The 19,033-nt window shown below is 61.9% G+C and carries 9 protein-coding genes; 5 read left to right on the top strand and 4 right to left on the bottom strand.

Features of this window, described 5'->3' with window-relative positions:
- The first annotated feature begins 240 nt into the window (after window positions 1–240).
- The 4 genes from GOB93_RS07300 to GOB93_RS07285 all read left to right on the top strand — a co-directional run bounded on the left by GOB93_RS07300 (window position 241) and on the right by GOB93_RS07285 (window position 8,352).
- Window positions 241–2,064: a tetratricopeptide repeat protein gene (locus GOB93_RS07300; protein ID WP_173582841.1), complete on the top strand. Its 1,824-nt coding sequence runs from the start codon at window positions 241–243 to the stop codon at window positions 2,062–2,064.
- The gene (locus tag GOB93_RS07295; RefSeq protein WP_242010604.1) at window positions 2,057–5,542 is read left to right on the top strand and encodes a glycosyltransferase; all 3,486 of its coding nucleotides are present in this window, start codon (window positions 2,057–2,059) and stop codon (window positions 5,540–5,542) included. The genes GOB93_RS07300 and GOB93_RS07295 overlap by 8 nt, the downstream gene beginning before the upstream one ends.
- Before the next feature lie 93 nt (window positions 5,543–5,635).
- The gene (locus tag GOB93_RS07290) at window positions 5,636–6,814 is read left to right on the top strand and encodes a hypothetical protein (RefSeq protein WP_173582839.1); all 1,179 of its coding nucleotides are present in this window, start codon (window positions 5,636–5,638) and stop codon (window positions 6,812–6,814) included.
- 161 nt (window positions 6,815–6,975) lie between these two features.
- Window positions 6,976–8,352: a glycosyltransferase family 4 protein gene (locus GOB93_RS07285; protein ID WP_173582838.1), complete on the top strand. Its 1,377-nt coding sequence runs from the start codon at window positions 6,976–6,978 to the stop codon at window positions 8,350–8,352.
- An 83-nt stretch (window positions 8,353–8,435) separates the two neighbouring features.
- On the opposite strand, the gene GOB93_RS07280 is transcribed toward GOB93_RS07285, so the two are convergent.
- The 4 genes from GOB93_RS07280 to GOB93_RS22120 all read right to left on the bottom strand — a co-directional run bounded on the left by GOB93_RS07280 (window position 8,436) and on the right by GOB93_RS22120 (window position 15,670).
- Complete coding sequence (locus tag GOB93_RS07280) at window positions 8,436–9,713, bottom strand: FAD-dependent oxidoreductase (RefSeq protein ID WP_173582837.1); 1,278 nt, start codon at window positions 9,711–9,713, stop codon at window positions 8,436–8,438.
- Between the two features lie 300 nt (window positions 9,714–10,013).
- Window positions 10,014–11,075: a WD40 repeat domain-containing protein gene (locus tag GOB93_RS07275; protein WP_173582836.1), complete on the bottom strand. Its 1,062-nt coding sequence runs from the start codon at window positions 11,073–11,075 to the stop codon at window positions 10,014–10,016.
- Window positions 11,076–11,230: 155 nt separating this feature from the next.
- The gene (locus GOB93_RS07270; protein WP_173582835.1) at window positions 11,231–12,238 is read right to left on the bottom strand and encodes a CobW family GTP-binding protein; all 1,008 of its coding nucleotides are present in this window, start codon (window positions 12,236–12,238) and stop codon (window positions 11,231–11,233) included.
- Between the two features lie 129 nt (window positions 12,239–12,367).
- Window positions 12,368–15,670 carry an AsmA-like C-terminal region-containing protein gene (locus GOB93_RS22120; RefSeq protein WP_173582834.1) on the bottom strand — a complete coding sequence of 1,101 codons (3,303 nt, stop codon included), beginning with the start codon at window positions 15,668–15,670 and terminating at the stop codon, window positions 12,368–12,370.
- Window positions 15,671–15,945: 275 nt separating this feature from the next.
- On the opposite strand from GOB93_RS22120, the gene GOB93_RS07260 reads away from it, so the two are divergent.
- Window positions 15,946–18,990: a bifunctional [glutamine synthetase] adenylyltransferase/[glutamine synthetase]-adenylyl-L-tyrosine phosphorylase gene (locus tag GOB93_RS07260; protein ID WP_173582914.1), complete on the top strand. Its 3,045-nt coding sequence runs from the start codon at window positions 15,946–15,948 to the stop codon at window positions 18,988–18,990.
- Window positions 18,991–19,033 lie beyond the last annotated feature (43 nt).

The following is a 19,033-nucleotide window of genomic DNA, read 5'->3' as shown; positions in this document are numbered from 1 at the left end:
CGTCTTTCCGCAGCCGGTCTGATGACCGGACCGGAAAGCAGTCAGAAGGACGGCGCGGCTGACAGCGGCCGCGACGCGCAATATGATGGCCGGGACGGGAACCGGTGAAGCCTGAACAGGCTGATCTTTTTCGTCCGGGCCGGTCATATATACTGAATGTAAGGCAGGCAGGCTGTGCATGGTCCGGCTTACCTTCCGGAGATGTCATATGATTTATGACCATGGCCAGGGAGGGTAGTCTTGGGTCTGTTTTCACGTCTGATCGCACGCCGGTCGCCCCAGGCGAGGCTGGAACACGGCCTGCGCCTGATCGAAGAAGAAGATTTCGCCGGCGCTTTCACCGAAATCGGTGCCGCCGCCCGAAGTGATCTGCCCGAAGCGCAGTTCCGTCTCGGGCGACTCTATCTCGACGGCATCGGCATTCCCCGCGATCTCGTTGAGGGCGCGCGATGGACACGCCGCGCCGCGCAGGCGGGATGGAACGAGGCCCGCTTCGTTCTGGCCACGCTTTATCTCGTCGGACTCCCGGACGCCGTTGAAAATGATGAGTTCGTGCTGTCCGATGTGGCGCAGAATTTCACCGGCGAGGCGGACTACCGCAAGGCAGCTCACTGGGCATCGCTGGCGGCGCGGGACGGATCGGCGGATGCGCAGGCGCTTTATGGCTACGTTCTCACCGTCGGCCCCGATGGGCTCAGAAATCCTGAAGAAGCGCTGACATGGTATGAGCGCGCCGCGGAAGCAGGCTGCGCCCAGGGCCATCTCGGTCTCGGTCTGGCCGGACTCAATACGGCGACCACCGAAAAAGAACAGAACAAAGCCGTCCACCACCTCCGCATTGCGGCGGAAGGGAAAGTCGGCTCCGCCCTTTACCTCATGGGCGTCATCTGTGAGCGCGGCGCCGGTGTGCCGCAGGATATTGCCCGCGCAACGGCTTATTACGGCGAGGCCGCCGAACATAACATTCGTTCCGGTCAGGCACGCTATGGTCTGGCGCTGATCGAAGGCCGCGGCATCGAACGGGACCTGGTCCGTGGCGAGACATGGCTGCGTAAGGCCGCTCTTTCCGGTGACCCGGAAGCTGCAGCCCTGCTCGGCGACCTTCATGCGCGTGGCGGCGATTTCGCACCGAACTACCTTGAGGCTGCCAACTGGTACCGGCTCGCTGCCGAAGGCGGACACGCTGCGTCGGCCCGCGCGCTCGGCCTGCTTTATCTCACAGGTTCCGGCGTTTCCCGCGATGCCGCTCAGGCAGCCCACTGGTTCAGAGTTGCCTCCGAGCGCGGTGATTCAGCAGGCACCGCCGATCTGGCCAATCTCATTCTGATGGGCGCCGGGTCGGAACAGGACCGTGTCACGACACGCGAGCAATATGAAAAGGCGGCGCGGAGCGGAGATCTGGTCGCCGCCTTCAACTACGGCGTCTGTCTGGCCGAAGGAGTCGGCGCGGAGCGGGACGAACAGCAGGCGGCTGAATGGATGCTCAAGGCCGCCGAAGGCGTCGTCAACGCGCAGTACTGGTACGGACGGATGCTCCTTGAGGGACGCGTTGGACCGGGCCGGGATGAGGAAGGCCGCGACTGGGTAAGCAAGGCCGCCGAAGCAGGGATGATCGACGCCGAAGTGCTTTATGGCCAGCTCCTTCTTTCCGGACGCGGCGGACCACGCGATCATAAGGAAGCGGCACGGCTGTTCGAGAGGGCGGCAGTCCGGGATAATGTCGTGGCCATGTTCTCGCTCGGGGCGATGCTGGGGGGCGGTCACGATATTCCCACGGATCGGGAACGGGCTTTCGAATGGTTCAGCCGGGCAGCGGCTCGCGGCCATTCCGCGGCACAGCTCATGATGGGTCGCTATCTGACACGGGGCCTTGCAGGGCACACCGATATTGCAGCGGGACGCCGGTGGTATCTGAAAGCGGAAGCCCAGGGTGTCGCGCAGGCCGCGGTCGAACTTTCGCAGCTTGACCGGACCCTGGCGGCATCTGACACGCGGGATAAGAGCAGACCGGACGAGGCAGCATCCGTTGTTGCCGACACCGCTCCGGAGCATGCTGTTGGCTAGGACGGTCCGGTCGGACAGAGGGAGCAGGGCCGGACGACGCAGGACAGCCGGAGACGACAAGCCTGACTCGTCAGAAGAGGCTGCCCGGGCGCTGCTGCCGGAAACGGAAAATCTGGGTTCGGAACCAGCCGCGCGCAGACGCACCGCTCTCTCACCAGCCGGACTTGTTTCCCAGGAAGACCGGGCTGTCTGGCAGCGCTGGGCGGATGAGCAGGCACAGGAATCCTTTCGGCAGGGTCAGCAAAGCTGGGAGAAAGGCGATCAGGCGGCAGCAATGCGCTGGCTGGAACGGGCGCATCGCATGGCGCCGAAAAGCCCCAACGTGGCCTTTTTTCTGGCAGTGGTCCGTCAGGCGAACGGCTTTGGTTCCGCAGCCATCGATCTGCTCAGAACGCTGACGCGCCGTTACGATTTCCGCCAGGGATGGTCGCTTCTGGCGGCATCCCTTCTCAGGGCCGGCTGTCCCGATGAGGCTGCGGAGGCGCTCTCGGAGGCCTTATCGCGTCATGCCTGTGACGATGATCTTGCCCGCCTGGCGGACCTCATCACGGCTGAAGCGCAACTGCCTGGCTGGTGCGGGATTGATGATCGCGGCACCGTTCGCCTCGGCGGCGCCATCCTTTCGAGTCTGGCCCCGTTGTCTTCAGAATCCACCCGCGCCACACCGGAAAAAGGCAGAACGCGGGGCCGTAGCAGACCGGTGCAGAAAACTCTGCCCGCAGGTCTGTCCATCGAAATCGACGGCATCACCGACAAGCTGGCCATTTTTACTGACGGGTTGCTGTGGCCTGCTGTGACGGAGAAAGATCCGGCCTGCTCCGGCCCATGGGGACGCACCGATACGGTTTCCGTGAAGGTCAGCGGCCGGCCATTACCCGGATCGCCACTCAGGCCTTCCGTCGCCATGCAGACCGAAGGGTTTGTCCAGGCAGGACCGGAAGGGCTGACAGGCTGGGTCTGGCACCCGAACAATCCGGAGCGGCCACCGATCATCCGGATCGCGGATGCGACGACGGGAGACATGCTGTTTTCGCTGACCGTGGAAACATTTTCTGACGATGTCAGTTCCGACATCCCGGTCGCCCGTTACCGCGCGTTTTCGATTCCGCAGAGTGATCTTCCCGACGGTCCGGTTCACGTTTTCAACGAAGCAGGCAACGATCTCGCCGGAAGTCCGATCGATGCCGGGCTCGAGCGTCGTGCCGCGATATGGGCGGCCAGACAGGCGAACCTGGCGGCTGCCCGGAATGATCGGGTTTCCGATCCACCACCGCCATTTCTGCCAGTTCCGGTCGCAACGACACCCTGCGCGAAACCGCCTGTTTCCAGCCGCTTCGCTGCCGGAACACGCCCTGACATCATCGTCATTGTGCCCGTCTACCGGGACCTCATCCGGACGCGATCCTGCCTTGAAAGTCTCCTTGCATCGCTTCCGGCGGGAAAGAACAGGCCAGCGGCAAAGACGCATGTACTGATTATCGATGATGCATCGCCCGAACCCGGAATGACTGAAATGCTCGGGGAGATTGCACGGGATAACCGGGTCACCGTGCATCGCAACGCCCGCAATCTGGGATTTTCGGCCTCGGTCAATATCGGGCTGCAGATGGCGCTGCCCGCAAAGACGCGGAACCGGCGCCCCGGAACTGACAGAGGATGCGACGTCGTCCTGCTCAACAGCGATACACTTGTCGCAGAAGGATGGCTGGAGGAATTGCAGACGGTCGCGTGGTCAGATGCCGCGATCGGAACGGTCACGCCTCTGTCCGGCGACGCAACGATCATGTCCTATCCCGATCTTGCGGGAAATGCGGTCCCGACCGCTCCGCAGACACTGCGGACAATGCGAATGGCCCGGGCGGTCAATGGCGGAACGGCGGTCGACGTGCCTACGGCTCACGGATTCTGCATGTATATCCGGCATGACTGCCTCACGCAGACCGGGTTGTTCCGGGCGGACCTCTTCGCGCAGGGATATGGCGAGGAAAACGATTTCTCTCTTCGCGCGCGCTGCTTCGGATGGCGTAATGTCGCCGCGCCCGGAGCCTATGTGGCGCATGTCGGGTCAGTCTCTTTCGGCGGAACGCGCAATGCGCTTCTGACACGAAATCTGGGGCTGCTGAACCGGCTGCATCCCGGCTATGACGCGCTCATCAGCGCTCATGTGGCTCTGGACCCGTTGTTTGAAGCCCGGCGGCGGATCGATCTGCTGCGGTGGCGGCTGGACCGCGATGCCGGAATACCGGCGAAACGCGGCACAAACCGGAAATCACGTGACAGGAAAACGGACTCTTCGCGATCTTCAGTTATTCTGGTGACGCATGATTATGGCGGCGGCGTCGAGCGTGTGGTCTCCGAACGGGCACGCAGGCTCCGGGAGGAAGGCATCCGTCCGATCGTTGTCAGACCTGTTGAAGGCGGATGCCGGGTCGAAGGCTGGCGCTCTCCTGAGCAGAGACGAGAGCCTTCAGGCGACGCGAAACAGGCTGATGCCGCATCGGGACTTTATCCGAATCTCCGGTTCAGGCTTCCGGCGGAATGGCCGATGCTGCTCCGGCTTCTGACAGCCGATCCTGTTCTTCACATTGAATGGCACCATGCCAGCGGCCACCACATGGCAATGCGTGAACTCGCGGCGGAAATCGGCGCTCCCTATGACGTATATGTGCATGATTATATCTGGTTCTGCCCGCGTATTTCTCTGATGGGTCCCGCAGGGCGCTATTGCGGCGAGCCCGATACGGCAGAATGTGAAATCTGCGTGACAACTCTGGGACGCAACGTCGGAGACGACATTCCGGTCGCGGATTATGTTGCCCGTTCCGCTAAAGAACTGAAATCGGCCCGCACCGTCATTACGCCTTCCGAAGATGCCGCCAGACGCATGCGCCGGCACTTTCCGGGCCTGCCGTGCCGCGTGGAGCAGCCGGAAGATGACAGGCCTGATCTTGATCTTACGCAATTCAGCAGTCTGATGACCGATGGCAGGGCAGAGCTTCCCGCGCCCGTCGCGATGCTGCGGCCAGACCGGTTCCGTATCTGTGTGGTCGGAGCGATCGGGCGTGAAAAGGGATATGACGTTCTGCTTGAGGCGGCCCGCGACGCCCGTGAAAAGGCATTGCCGCTGGACTATATTGTCGTCGGTCATACGCCGGATGATCAGGCGCTGATGGAAACCGGCCATGTGTACGTTACGGGAGCGTATAAAGAAGAGGAAGCAGTCTCTCTCGTGCGGGCGCAGCAGGCCGATTACGGGCTGATTCCGTCAGTCTGGCCGGAGACATGGTGTCTGGCGCTCGGTGTTGCATGGCGGGCCGGACTGCGTGTGGCGGCCTTCGATCTCGGCGCTGTGGCGGATCGGATACGTGCGACAGAAAGGGGCGTTGTTCTGCCGCCCGGTATATCGGCAGCGCGACTTAACGTGATATTGATATCCCTGTGCCAGCGTTCAGCAGGAACGTCGGCCCTGTATGGCTGACCGAAACAGGAGATTGACACCTGGCATTCTCCGGCTCCGGCCGGCTCTGTCAGGTTAATCTGACTTTATTATATAACTTACGGAACAAGATTTATGTCCCAGAGTGGCCAGATTCCCAATCAGAACCGTATCGCCGATCTCAAGGTGTCCGGTCATCTGATGACATTAGACCAGGGTTTATTCTGCGTATTTCACGCTCCCTCTCAGGAAGCTCCGAGCCCGGCCGGCCTTCCGGGCGTCCGCATTACACTTCCGCCTGTTCCCAATGATAATGTGACAATCTCGACGTTTGACCAGACGGGCTGGCTCGGCGGTGCGAATAATGCAGCCCTGATCCGTGTTGTACGCGGCCCGGCCCAGGTGCTCGTCACCGTCTATCAGGAACCGGACACGCAGCATGAAGCGCCTCGCCTTCAGGTCGTGCGGCTGAGTGACGCGACAGCGGCCACACAGCAGACGGCGGCCCGGCCCCCTGCGCAGCCTGCCGTGCCCGGCGCTCCGCAACCCGCTGCCGCTGCTGCGGGCGCAGCCCGGAAACCCGCCGAAGTTGCCGCGCATATTCAGCGTCGCGGAGATGTTGGCGCGCGTCTGGGCGAATGGATGGGCAAACCGGGCAGCCGGGCCTGGATTGAAGGTTTCGGGATTTCCCCGGACACGCTGATCGGTCCGGAGGATATCGAATACCAGGCAGTGCTGGGTAAAGGCTGGCTATCTCCCTGGGCCGAAGGAGGTCAGTATTGTGGCAGCCGCGGCATGGCGCTCCCTATTCTTGGTCTGAGAGTGCGTCTGAAGGGAGATGCTGCGAAAAAATACACCTGCGAGGTCGAAGCGACATTCACGGACGGCACGGAAATCGGACCGGTGGACGACGCGGAAGCAGTGGAGTCCGAAAATCTGGCGCCCCTCGAAGCGTTCCGGGTCACAATCACACCTGTCGGGCAGAAGAAGAAATCGCAGCCCGCTCCGGAAGAACTTCTGGAAGAAGAGATTGAAGATGATCTTGAGCTTCTCGAAGCCGCCGCTGAACTGGAAGAGCTTACAGAAGCCGTCGCGGCGCCGGTCCGGCGCTCCGGCACAGGCCGGCAACCGGCAAAAGCACCCCGTCCTGCCGCCAAACCCCGGGCGGAGAAGAAGGTCTCTCCGGCCCTGTCCCGCGAACTGCCAGTCATGAAAAAGGGCACATCCGCCAAGCCGGCATCCTCAGCCAGAACCACCAGACCGGCTGCAAAAACCGGCAAGACCGCGACAACCCGGAAGGGTACGCGCCGCTGATATCACCATCCCTGGCGGAACATCACCGGGCGTTCCGCCAGGATGGCATCCTGTGCATTTTTCGGTTTCCTGACCTGCTGTTCGTGACGAAACAGCAGGTCTCTGAACGCCTCAGGCAGGGAGCACTGTGGCGGAGCACATTCTGAAGTCGGATCACGATTTTGAAATTCCTTTTTGTACACCAGAATTTTCCAGGCCAGTTTCTGCATATTGTGCGGCATCTTGCAAAACAGGGAAATCATGACGTCGTCTTCATCAGCGAAGGCAACGAAAATGCAATCTCTGGTGTCAGACGTGTCATTTACCGGATGCCGGGACGACAGACGGACTCAGTTCATCCGGGAGCGCGTGAGTTCGACCTTGGGCTGACGCGCGCGGATGCTGTGGCGAAAGCCGCGATGACGCTGCGCAGTCTTGGATTTGTTCCCGATATTATCATCGGACATCATGGATGGGGCGAGCTTCTCAATCTTCAGGATGTCTTTCCGGCTGTTCCTCTGCTCGGGTATTTCGAGTTTTTCTATCATACAGATAAATATGATGTCGGCTTCGATCCGGAATTCCCGGTCGTCCCGGAAATGCTCCCGAAAATCCGGGCCAAGAACGCGATCAATCTTCAGGCCCTGAACAATCCCGGCTGGGGTCAGACACCGACACTGTTCCAGCGCAATACTTATCCGGACTGGGCACAGTCACGGATTACCGTCCTGCGCGAGGGCGTCGATCTGAATCTCTGCGCGCCAGATTCCGGGGCCGCGAAACGGACTCTGAAAATCAAAGACGTTACGATTTCACCAAAAGACAGGCTGGTCACGTATGTTTCGCGTGATCTGGAGCCTTATCGCGGTTTCCACGTCTTCATGCGTTCCCTGTCCCGCATTCAGAAGGAATGTCCGCAGGCGCGCATTGTCATGGTAGGCGGCGACGGGGTCAGCTACGGATCACGCCTCGTGAACGGATCCTGGCGGGAACGTATGCTTTCCGAACTGCAGGGAACGCTGGATCTGGACCAGATTCATTTCGTGGGGAAAGTCAGTTATGACGATTTCCGCGCTCTCCTGAAACGGTCTGACGCGCATGTTTATCTGACCTATCCGTTTGTGGCGTCCTGGTCGCTGCGCGAAGCCATGGCGATGGGATGTCCGATCGTCGGCAGCGATACAGCGCCCGTCTCCGAATTTATCGAGGACCGTCGCACCGGTCTGCTGACACCGTTTACGGAACCTGCAAAAATTGCTGGTAATGTTCTTGAGCTTCTTGATGACCGTCGCTTGGCAAAGCGCCTCGGTCAGGCGGCACGGGCAGAAGCTGAAGCAACGCTTTGCCTGGACGATTATCTGGCCCGTTACGAAGACCTGATTGAACAGCTCACTGGAAAGTCACCGTCGCAGACCGACGTGCCGAAAATGAAAACGAAACGAAAGACAGCGCCTGCAACAGCCGCTAAGAAAAAAACGGCATCCCGGCCGACACCATCCCGCAAGACGGTTCGCGGCAGCCTGACTCTTCCCTCCCCGGAGGGAAGGGGCAAAATGTAAATCCGGAATCCGATCCGGCGGTCACAGCCGTCGAAACAGAATCCGGACTGCAAACAGAATTTCGCCGGCAGACCCGTGGCGCGTCAGTCCAGACGGACAGAGGGCTGGACGTAGCCGGCGAACCAGTCAGCCAGACAGGCGGCAGTGCCCCGTGCAATCCCGTGCAGTTCGAACTGATGCTGACGGTACAGGGCTGAGTGACCGAGGCGGGCGGAAAGACCACGCAGCCGGCCACCGCCAAAGGTTTTGCCGTCGGCGAACACGCCCCAGCCATTATAGTCACCCAGGGACACGATCGCCCCTTTATCATGGTATTCAAAAGGCGGCATCGGATCGCCAAGAAGCCAGGCGCCCATATGTTCGGCAAGATGGTGAGCCTGCTGGCGTGCAACCTGCGCAGTGGGCGCCAGGGGGCTTTCGGTAATATTCGCGCAGTCACCCACGGCAAAAATACGGGAATCTTCCGTCGTCTGCAGCGTCGGCGTGACCAGCAGCTGCCCGGAGCGGCCGCAGGCGAGTCCCCCCAGGCCTGATGTCACCTCCGGGGCGCAAACACCGGCGGCCCAGACCCGAAAGCTGGCATCGACGCGCGAACCATCCTTCAGAATGTATCCCTTTTCGTCAGCAGCGCTGACCATAGCGCCGGTTCGCACATCGATACCGATCGCACGAAGTTGCCGGATTGCGGCCTGGGAAACGTTTTCCGGAAAAGCCGGGAGGATGCGCGGACCAGCCTCCAGCAGGCTGACATTCAGTTCCGGCCTGCCAGGCACGAAGCTGTACAGGGCGGCGAGATCAAGCGCCTTGTGCAGTTCGGCGGCAAGCTGCACGCCGGTCGCACCACCACCGACAATGGCAATGTCCAGCGGCCTGCCCAGCGTGAAAGCCTGCAGAACGGCGCGGCGAAACCTGTCATTGAAAGCATTGGCTTCGACGAGATTGTCGATGAACTGGCAGTGTTCCGCAACACCGGGCGTGCCGAAATCGTTCGCGCGGCTGCCAATCGCCAGCACAAGCGCATCATAATCCAGGGTCCGTTCATCCAGAACCCGCTCACCGTCTTCGATGAGCGGAGCAAGGGTCAGACGTTGCGCCGCCCGGTCCAGCCCTGAAATCGCACCGTAACAGAATTCGAAATGATGACCCGCGGCATGAGACGCGAAAGGAATCCGGTCGGCTTCATTCGCTGCGGTGCCGGCCGCAAAGCAGTGCAGCATCGGTTTCCAGACATGAGAGAAACTCTCATCAACGAGCGTGATCTCGGCGCGTCCCTTTCGCCCGAGCGAATCACCGAGTCGCGTTGCGAGCGCGAGACCGGCGATGCCGCCACCAACGATTACGAGCCGGGGTTTTCTGCTCACGGAATTTACCTTTCAGAAGGCCGGTCTTACCCGCCTTCGATCTTCTTCCAGCTTCGATCCGTCCGCCGGAACAGGCACACGGACCATGCGAATCTGCCTGACACACGGCGATAATTACAGCCCACCCGACCCGCGCGCACCATTCCCGCAGGGTCACAATCCGGCGACACCCCGGCTCTCCGTACTCAGAATATGCTGTTTATACCGGATATTAAGGGCAGGCATGGAAAGTCATAGCACACCTGTCACGTCGCCGGATGGCTGCTGATCCTGTCGCAGCCATCCGACCGGACGTGTCAGTCAGGACGGCGCGGAGAGATCCACCAGACCAATCCGGCCACCCTCGGTGCCATACCCGAGCATGCAGCCATCCGGGCTGATGGCGAGCGCCGTGATAGCGCTTTCATCCGGAGCACAGACCGGCAGAACACGCTGGGAGTTGTAATCGATCATCAGAACCGCGCCATTGGCAAAACCGGCAATCAGAAGATCCTGCGTCGGGTGAGTAACGACACGCGTGCAGAGAACGCCCGGAATACCCGGCATTTCGGCGGGAGGTTTACCCATCGGCCCGCCCCCGAAGAACGGCCACAGCACGACACAGTCCGCGCCACTCGTCGCCAGCCATTTTCCATTGCGGGTAAAAGCCAGGGACGCGACCTTTGTCGGGTAGCCGCTCATACGCATGTTGTGGCCATCCGAAAGACGCCACCCATGCAGATCATTTTCCTGCATGGAGGTGACAAGAGCCTCGCCGCCGGGATGCATGGCGATACCGGTATGGCTCCCCTTCCATTCCAGAAGGCGCGGCCTATTCTCCTTCGACTGTACATACCAGAGCGATGCGCCATTATAATGGGAGGCGGCAATCCGCTTGCCCTTCGCATCAAAGACGATGCCAGAGACGGTTGAGGGATGTTCGAGCGTACGCAGCAGGGTCGTGCCGTCCCCGGCCCGGATCTGGACCTCCTTCCCGGAGACACAGGCGATGATCCTTGTCTTTCCTTCCGCGTAACAGGCGACGTGTTCGACCCAGCGGCGGCCCTTTGCAAGCGTCACGGAACTTTCGGGCGAGACGCGCGCCAGCCGGCAATCTTCCCCGCCTGTCAGAAAAGTGTTGCCGGTGACATCGGGCGAAAGAGCGAGGACGGGACCATCATGCGCTTCGACCGTTTTCCATGAACCGGATGTTCTGACATCGGCGCGTTCCGCGATGACGAGATCGCCTTCTCCGGTCGCAAAAGCGAAGCGGGTATTATCATGCGAGGCACAGCAGGCGATAATGTGCCCGTCGATCGTCCGTTCAGCGCCGCGATGCTCCACGATCCCGGCGAAAACAGGTTCTGACGACTGACCGCTCATTCCGGCTCCATTCTTTCCAGTGGTTCAGACCCGATAACGCAGGCCAGTATTTCAGATCGGCATTTCCGCGCCCTGTTTCCCCCCGGCTCAGGCTGCGGAAAACAGAGCCGCTGACATGTTTCCGTTGCTCCGGACGGATCGGGATGGAAAACCTGTCAGGCGCGACAGCTTTCGAAGCCACGCCGCAGACGCGGGCGATTGAGATTTTTTCCGATGAAAACAAGACGGGATTCCCGCTTTTCGCCGTCTTTCCACGGACCGATATAACCGCCATCGGCCATCATATGGACGGCCTGAAACGCAAAACGTTCGTCACGGCCTTTGAAATTCAGAATCCCCTTGGAACGCAGAATATCCGCGCCCTGCTCCTGAAGAAGCGCATTGATCCAGGCGTGGAAGCGGCCTTCATCCAGCGGCTCGGAAACGGAGAAAGAAACGCTGGAGACGCCTTCCTCGTGCGAGTGTTCAGTGTTTTCAAGGAAATCAGGCTCGTAGGCCAGGGCGCGCTGAAGATCGAAGCCGCCCTGGTCGAGCACGTCGGTCAGCGGAACATCGCCGCGCTGCGCCCGGTGGATGCGGACATAAGCGTTGATCTGGCGCAGCCGGGTTTCAATGTCGGCAAGTGTCGCCTCATCGACGAGGTCGGTCTTGTTGAGGATGATGACATCGGCAAAGGCGACCTGATGAACGGCTTCCGGGCTTTCTTCGAGGGTCTGCACGACATTGAAGGCGTCAACGACGGTGACAACGGCATCCAGACGGGTTTTGCCGCGCACATCCTCATCCACGAAGAACGTCTGGGCGACGGGAGCCGGGTCCGCGAGGCCCGTGGTTTCCACGATGATCCCGTCGAATTTCGTGCGGCGTTTCATCAGGCTGCCGAGAATGCGGATCAGATCGCCGCGCACGGTGCAGCAGATGCAGCCGTTGTTCATCTCGAACACTTCCTCATCGGCATCGACCACGAGGTCATTATCCACGCCGAGTTCGCCGTATTCATTGATCACGACGGCATATTTCCTGCCGTGTGCGGCGGTCAGAATATGGTTCAGCAGGGTCGTTTTGCCGGCGCCGAGAAAGCCTGTCAGAACCGTGACCGGCACCAGCCTGCCGGGATCGGAACCGGGTTTTGCGACGCTCGAAGCATCCTGTGTCGCGGACATGGCTCTCTCCTTATCTGACGGTATCCTGCGGTCCCCGGTGCGCCGGGCGCGCCGCGTTCCTGACGATCGACGGCACATATAGGCACGCGCTCGCCCCAGGGCAAAGATGACCAGCCAGGCGACCCTGGTTCAGAAGACCTTGCGGAGCACACCAGGCAGGAAGATCGAGAAGGGACTGACGGAAAACGTGGGATCATCCAGCTTGCCGGTAAGCCCGAACTTCACCGCGAGAAACCCACCGCCTTTTTCGGGTGCAAAGAGATGTCCGATGGCCGGCAGTCCTCCGGGCAGGGCGTTGACAGCAAAAGCCGGCACGATGGTGCCGGACAGATCGAGCGTGCCCGCATCAAGATTGACCGGCCCTTCCAGAGTCGCCCCCAGAGCGCCGTTGCCTGCCCGGCCATCACGGATATGCAGCACACCATCGGCAAACCAGACCGGCATTTCGAAGCGCCGCACCTCGAACTGAGTTTCGTTTTTCGTGTTCAGCCAGCCATAAATCGACATGTTCCGGGCGACCTGAAGCGCCTCGGGAGCCTTTGTGATAACAAAGGGGGAAACATCGACCCGGCCCCGGAACGGCGCATTGACACGGGTGTCATCGAAGCGACCCTCGACACGGGCATGCCCTCCGCTCACCATATCCGTCACATTGAACCGGTTCATCAGCATGCCGAAATCAGGTATGTCGGCCGTCAGACGCCGGATGCTCCCGACCGGCTCGATCGTGGCGCTGGCCGGCGCCGGCGTGGTCATCGAGAAACGCATCCGCTCAAGACGCACACCGTTATGATCGAGATAGGCTTTCACACCGCCAAGAGCCCCGGTTTTACTGTACCACAGCGTATCAGCCGTCATATCGATCAGCCATGGACGTCCGGGCGGTCCCTTCAGCCGGCCGCTGGCCGCTTCAGGCACATGAATCGTCGTCGGAGCCGGTCCGGCTTCTTTCGGCGCACCCTGAACCAGCGGAGTGAGGTCAAGCGTCGACGCCCGCACACTGACGGCGATCGGGCCTCTGGCACTGAGCGGTATCGTCAGCCTTGCCGAACCGGACGAACGACCGACGCGGAAATCCGGCAGCAGAAGCTCCGGAGGAACCCCCGGACGGAATCTGGCCTCGCCGTTGAGCCTGAGGTCCGGACCGGACGCCCTGATTTCCTCGGCGGACTGCAGCCTGCCACTGTCGATATACAGGAGCGCGTGGGCCGTGGCGGCGACGGATGGCGGCTTGCTCCAGACAGGCAGATGGATACCGGCTCTGGCCATGTCGAGATCGAGCGCGACCGTATCGGGCCGGTCCCTGATCATCGTGTAATTTACCGCCAGCTCCGCACGATTATAGAAATAGCTGGCCACAGGAATGCCTGCCGCCTCGACGTTATCGGGCGTCAGATGCAGATGCGCGACAACATGATCGATGGTGCCGCCCGCGGGCACACTGTCGAAAGTCGTTTCAGCATGAACGTCCGCCGGAATATGGCTGAACAGGACGTGCCCGGCGAGATCCATGCCATGCATCGTCACATTCGTGTCCAGCGTGCCGTCATCGACGGCGCGGCCAAGGGCAACGTCACCAAGATGAACATGTGTCAGATGCGCATGACCGTCGAGCGTCATGTCGCCGGTACCGACGCGTGCGCGCAGAGGCAGCTGCAGCGTAAACGCAATCACGGCGTCACCACGCGGATGGGTGAACGGAACCGGATGGCGGGAGAGAATATGCAGTCTCGGTTCGGCGAGCAGAGCAAGCTGATCCCTGAGATCGCCGCTGAGTTCGACATGGATGGTGCCGGTCTGATCCTTCTTGTCCAGATCGCTGATGATCATGCTGCCCGGCTTCAGGAGCAGCCTTCCGGTGCCATCCGCGCCGACGTTATGACCTGTGCGGACTGTCGGCTGATATCCGTTGCGGAATGCGATGCTGATCGTGCGCGGATCGACAAATTCGAGATGGGCATCAACACCCTCCATCGGAATGATCGGACGGAGCCAGTGCAGCTCCATGCCGCTCCCGTCCAGACCACCCGAGACACTGGTGACATCCGTACCGTTTCCCGTCCGGTCGGGACCGAGGCCAAGGGCCACATGCAGATTTTCCACGGTGCCTGCGGTGATGTTCCGTGTGGTCCAGAGCCGGGCGCCTTTCGCTGCCAGGGCCGGCCAGTAATCGCCCAGCTTCGTGAAAGGCACAGCCGACAGAGCCGCGCTGACCGTGCCGGTCAGTTTTTGCGGCGCTCCGAGATCCGGCCAGTCAAACCGGCCATGCGCGGTCAGTTCAGGCGGCGGCAACGGGGTGGGAAACGGGGCGGGAGAGGAGGCAGCCGGTGTCATAGTCCCTGCGGAAGATGACGGTGGCACGGCATCCGGAACCGGCGGAGTGGTATCTCCGGGAGGCTCGCTGAGACGGACACTGACGTTATCGACAGTAAGATGGCCTGGCCAGGCGCGTGCCTGCTTTTCATCGAGAACCAGATGCAGCGTGGCTGCGCCATGATCCGTGAACAGCGACGAGCCCGCGGCCTCGATCTGCCCCTGCCCCAGTGTCACCCTGGCGGCGACATCCGCGGGCATCATGATCCTGCCGACATGTCCGGCCCGGAACGTTACCGTGGCATCCACACCCACAGCCGCGCGCACCGCTTCCGGCCCGGACAGAACGGGCGACAGAGTAGAAGGCGTCACAGGATCGAGCACGAGATGCCAGATCAGGGCGCCGTCCTGCGACAGAGCGCCACTGGCGGAGAGTTTCGCGTGAAAGGGCTGAGCACCACCGGACTGCTCAGACAGGGCGGTTACACCGACAGCCAGTGTTCCCGACAGACCCCGGCGATGCCTCACAGAGACCGGCGTAAGGGCAGCTTCCAGCGGATCGATCGTCCAGACCGCGTGCAGCGCGTCATCAGCCATGACAATATGGGTCCCGCCCAGCAGCAGACGTCGAAGCTTCGACGGATCGATCGCAAGGCCACCTTTTGCCGGGGACGGACGACCGGGCAGATCGAGATCCACCTGCCCCGCCGCGTCGCGCCGGAGACGCAGACGGGCACCACGGACCCGCAGATCACTGACGGCGAGCGCCCCGTGAAACAGCGGAAACGCATCGAGAGCAATGGCGCCCGATTCGATCTGATCCACCGTCCGCCCGGTGGAATCGAGAATACGGGCGTCATCGACCTCAAGCAGAACCGGCGAGCCGAAGCCGTCGCGCAAACCCGTCCAGCGCAACCGGGCGTGAGCGACATCCAGCCGGCCACGCGGCGGATCGCCTTTTGCACCGGCAATGACCGCCAGAGGCAGAAACGGGCGCAGAACGGACGTCATATCGACCGGCCCGAACATCATCGCGACCAGCAGCAGGAAACCGGCAAGCAGCGGGAGACCGGCGACAACACCGACCGCCGCCATGCCGGCCACGACGAGACGTTTCACCCTTCGCCTTTTCGGCAAAACGGAAGAGCCGGATATCTGCGGGACATCAGGACCGGCTTGACCGGGATCGCTCATCGCCGCATCCCTTTCCGGCCCCTTATTCCGTAAAGCTCATGTCCCGGCACAAAAACTCTCGTCCGACCTCTCTGGTTCCCGCTGGCTCTTCCGTAAAAACCGGCGCAATGCGCCGGAAATATGGCGCCACCCCACCCGCCTGTGACACTGACGGCAGTCATGATCCGCATTCCGCACCGCGCTCCGGCACGGGCTGGCGGATGCGGCGCCACCCCTGCTGGCCCGAGGCGGACTGGCCGGAAGCGGCCGATCCGGAGGCCGCCCGCCGTTTTCACGAAGATCTGACGACGCTCTGGCAGGAGGAATTTCCTGACTCCACTCTGCTGACCGAAGAAGGCGTCCCGGCCCTGCTGCGCTGCGTGGGCGGAAACAGCCCTTATCTGTCGGATCTCATTCTCCGCGCGCCGCATGATTTCGCCCGGCTGCTTGCGGAAGGGCCGGACGATTTCACCGACATGGCCCTGGCCGGAATTGCCGGCCTGCCGGTGACATGCGACCGGGAAACGGTCGCGGCCGCTCTGCGGCAGGCGAAAGGCCGCGTGGCGCTCGCAAGCGCACTGGCGGATACAGGAAAATTCTGGCCACTCGAATCGGTCACACAGACGCTGAGCCGGCTGGCGGATACGGCGCTCGATATCGCTGTCAGGCATCTGCTGCGTGCAGCCCATGATGCCGGGCGCCTTTCGCTGAGGGACCCGGCACGTCCCGCAGCCGGCAGTGGTTACGTGATACTGGCAATGGGGAAGCTTGGCGCGCGGGAACTGAACTTCTCCTCGGACATCGATCTCATGGCGCTGTTCGACGCCGGTCTGCATACGGATCCGGATTCCGCGCGGCAGGTTTTCATCCGCATGACTAGCGATCTTGTCCGGCTCATGGAAGCGCGGGATGCGAATGGCTACGTCTTCCGCACCGATCTCCGCCTGCGTCCGGACCCGTCCGCCACGCCGCTGGCCGTATCGATGCCAGCCGCCATTTCCTATTATGAAAGCCTGGGCCAGACATGGGAACGCGCGGCGATGACCAAGGCCCGGCCAGTCGCGGGCAACATCACACTCGGTCGTGACTTTCTCCGCGCCATTCATCCGTTCGTATGGCGACGCAATCTCGACTTCGCCCTGATCGACGACATTCATGACATGAAGGCGAAGATCGACCTGCACCGCAAACCCGGCCGCACCGGACTTGCAACACTGCCGGACTCCTGCCTGACCGACGCCGGGGCCAGTATAAAATGGCTGCTCGGACACAACATCAAACTCGGCGAAGGCGGTATCCGCGAGATCGAATTCGTCGCGCAGGCCATGCAGCTGGTCTGGGGCGGACGGACACCGAATCTGCGCGACCGGACGACGCTGGGAGCCCTGCGAACCCTCACACGATCCGGGCATATGCCACGCGAGGAAGCCGAAACGCTGGCCAGGGCCTACCGGCTGCTGCGTGAGATCGAGCATCGGGTGCAGATGCGGGCCGATCAGCAGACACATCGGCTGCCGGAAACCGAGGCCACTTTCGGGGCGCTGGCCGTGTTCCTCGGCTATGCGAGCGGTGGCGACCTGGCGCTGGATCTTCTGCCTCAGATGCGGGCGGCGCGACGGATTTTCGAGCGGCATTTCACGACGCCGGTTCACGAGGGCGCGGGAGAAGAGCTGGATTTCGACCTGACGGCCGACGATCTCCCGGCGCGCCTCGGTGCGGCAGGCTTTCCGGAAGCGGACTGCGACGCGGCGGCAGGCATTATGTCGCACTGGGCGGGCAACACCCGGCGGGCGCTCCGGTCCGGGCGGGCGCATGCTCTGCTGCGGGGGTTGCTGCCAGCATTGCTGAGCAGCTTCATTGCCGGACGTGATCCGCTGGGATGTGTGCGTCACTTCGATACACTGCTGTCCCGGCAGCGGGCCGGGGTGCAGCTGCTGTCCCTGCTGGAACGCAATCCGATACTGATCACACGGATCGTCGCCATTTTCGATGCGTCGCCGTTTCTGGCGGATCATCTCGCCGATACCCCGTCCGCGCTGGAAGGTCTGCTCGAACCGCAGCACGGCGAGGACACGGCGCTGACCACCGCGACCGGGCAGATCCGGCTGCTTTCAGCCGAAAAACCGGATCTCGAAATTCTGGTCACACGTCTTCGGCCCGTCGTCCGCGCCGAGGAGTTCAGACTCTCCGTCGCCCGGCTGGAAGGGCGGCTCGGCGAAGACGATGCGGCCCACGCCAGAACGGCGGTTGCCGACACGGTCATGACCGCGCTTCTGGATGCGGTGTTTCGCGCCCATCGCCTCCGTCACGGCCGGGTCGAGGGCGGAGGAATCAGCGTGATGGCCCTCGGCAAGGCGGGCTCACGCGAGATGATGACCGGCTCCGATCTTGATCTGATGCTGATCTTCGATCACCCGGAAGACATCTCTCACAGTTCGCCACTCAGGGACATGGAGAGACAGGCTTTCCGTGAACTGTCGGTCTCGCAATATTATCTTCGTCTTGCCAACAGCTTTATCGCGGCGCTGACGGCCCCGGATGCCGAGGGACCGCTTTATGAGGTCGATATGCGGCTGCGTCCGTCCGGAGCGGCCGGACCCGTTGCCGTCTCCCGCGCCGCTTTCCGTCAGTATCATGCCGGGTCATCCTGGACATGGGAGCGAATGGCGCTGACACGGGCGCGGATCGTCGCGACTGCCGGCGAACCAGGCACAAAACAGAACCTGAAGACAACACTTCGCAATGACCTCGATGAGGCCCTGACCGGGACAGCCGCTGCACAGCCAGCGAATGAAATCCGGGCCGCGGCGGCAGCGATGCGGTCCCGTCTCGCACGGGATCTGCCACCGTCCGGCCCGTGGGACATAAAACGTCGGGCAGGCGGCCTGATGGAAGTGGAATTCATCGCCCAGGCGCTGCAACTGGTCGCCGGATCGGCGGCAGCCCGTTCCCCGTGTACCCCACGCGCGTTCCGTCTCCTCTCCCGCGCCGGCGTTCTGTCCCGGGAAGACGCGCGGATACTGATCGACGCGGACGAGACATGGCGCAGTCTCCAGAGTCTCCTGCGCCTGCTCTGGGGTCCCTCCCTTCCCTCCGACCCGATGCGCGACCTTCCACCCGCCACGCTTGAACTGCTGTGCCGGAACATGGCCGTTTCCGGCCCTCCTGAACTGACGGCGCGGGTGGAAAGCCTCGCCCTGACCGTGCGGGATATTTTCACCCGTCTGATCGGACCGGTCACCGGACCTGGGGAGACAGAGGGGTGAGGCAGAGGAACGATCATCATAATTCCGGTATGGCGAAGCATTG

The organism is Acetobacter musti (genome assembly GCF_011516835.1).
GTDB lineage: Bacteria > Pseudomonadota > Alphaproteobacteria > Acetobacterales > Acetobacteraceae > Acetobacter > Acetobacter musti.
Note: the sequence above shows the minus strand (reverse complement) of the source record. Positions and strands in the feature narration are given on the sequence as shown.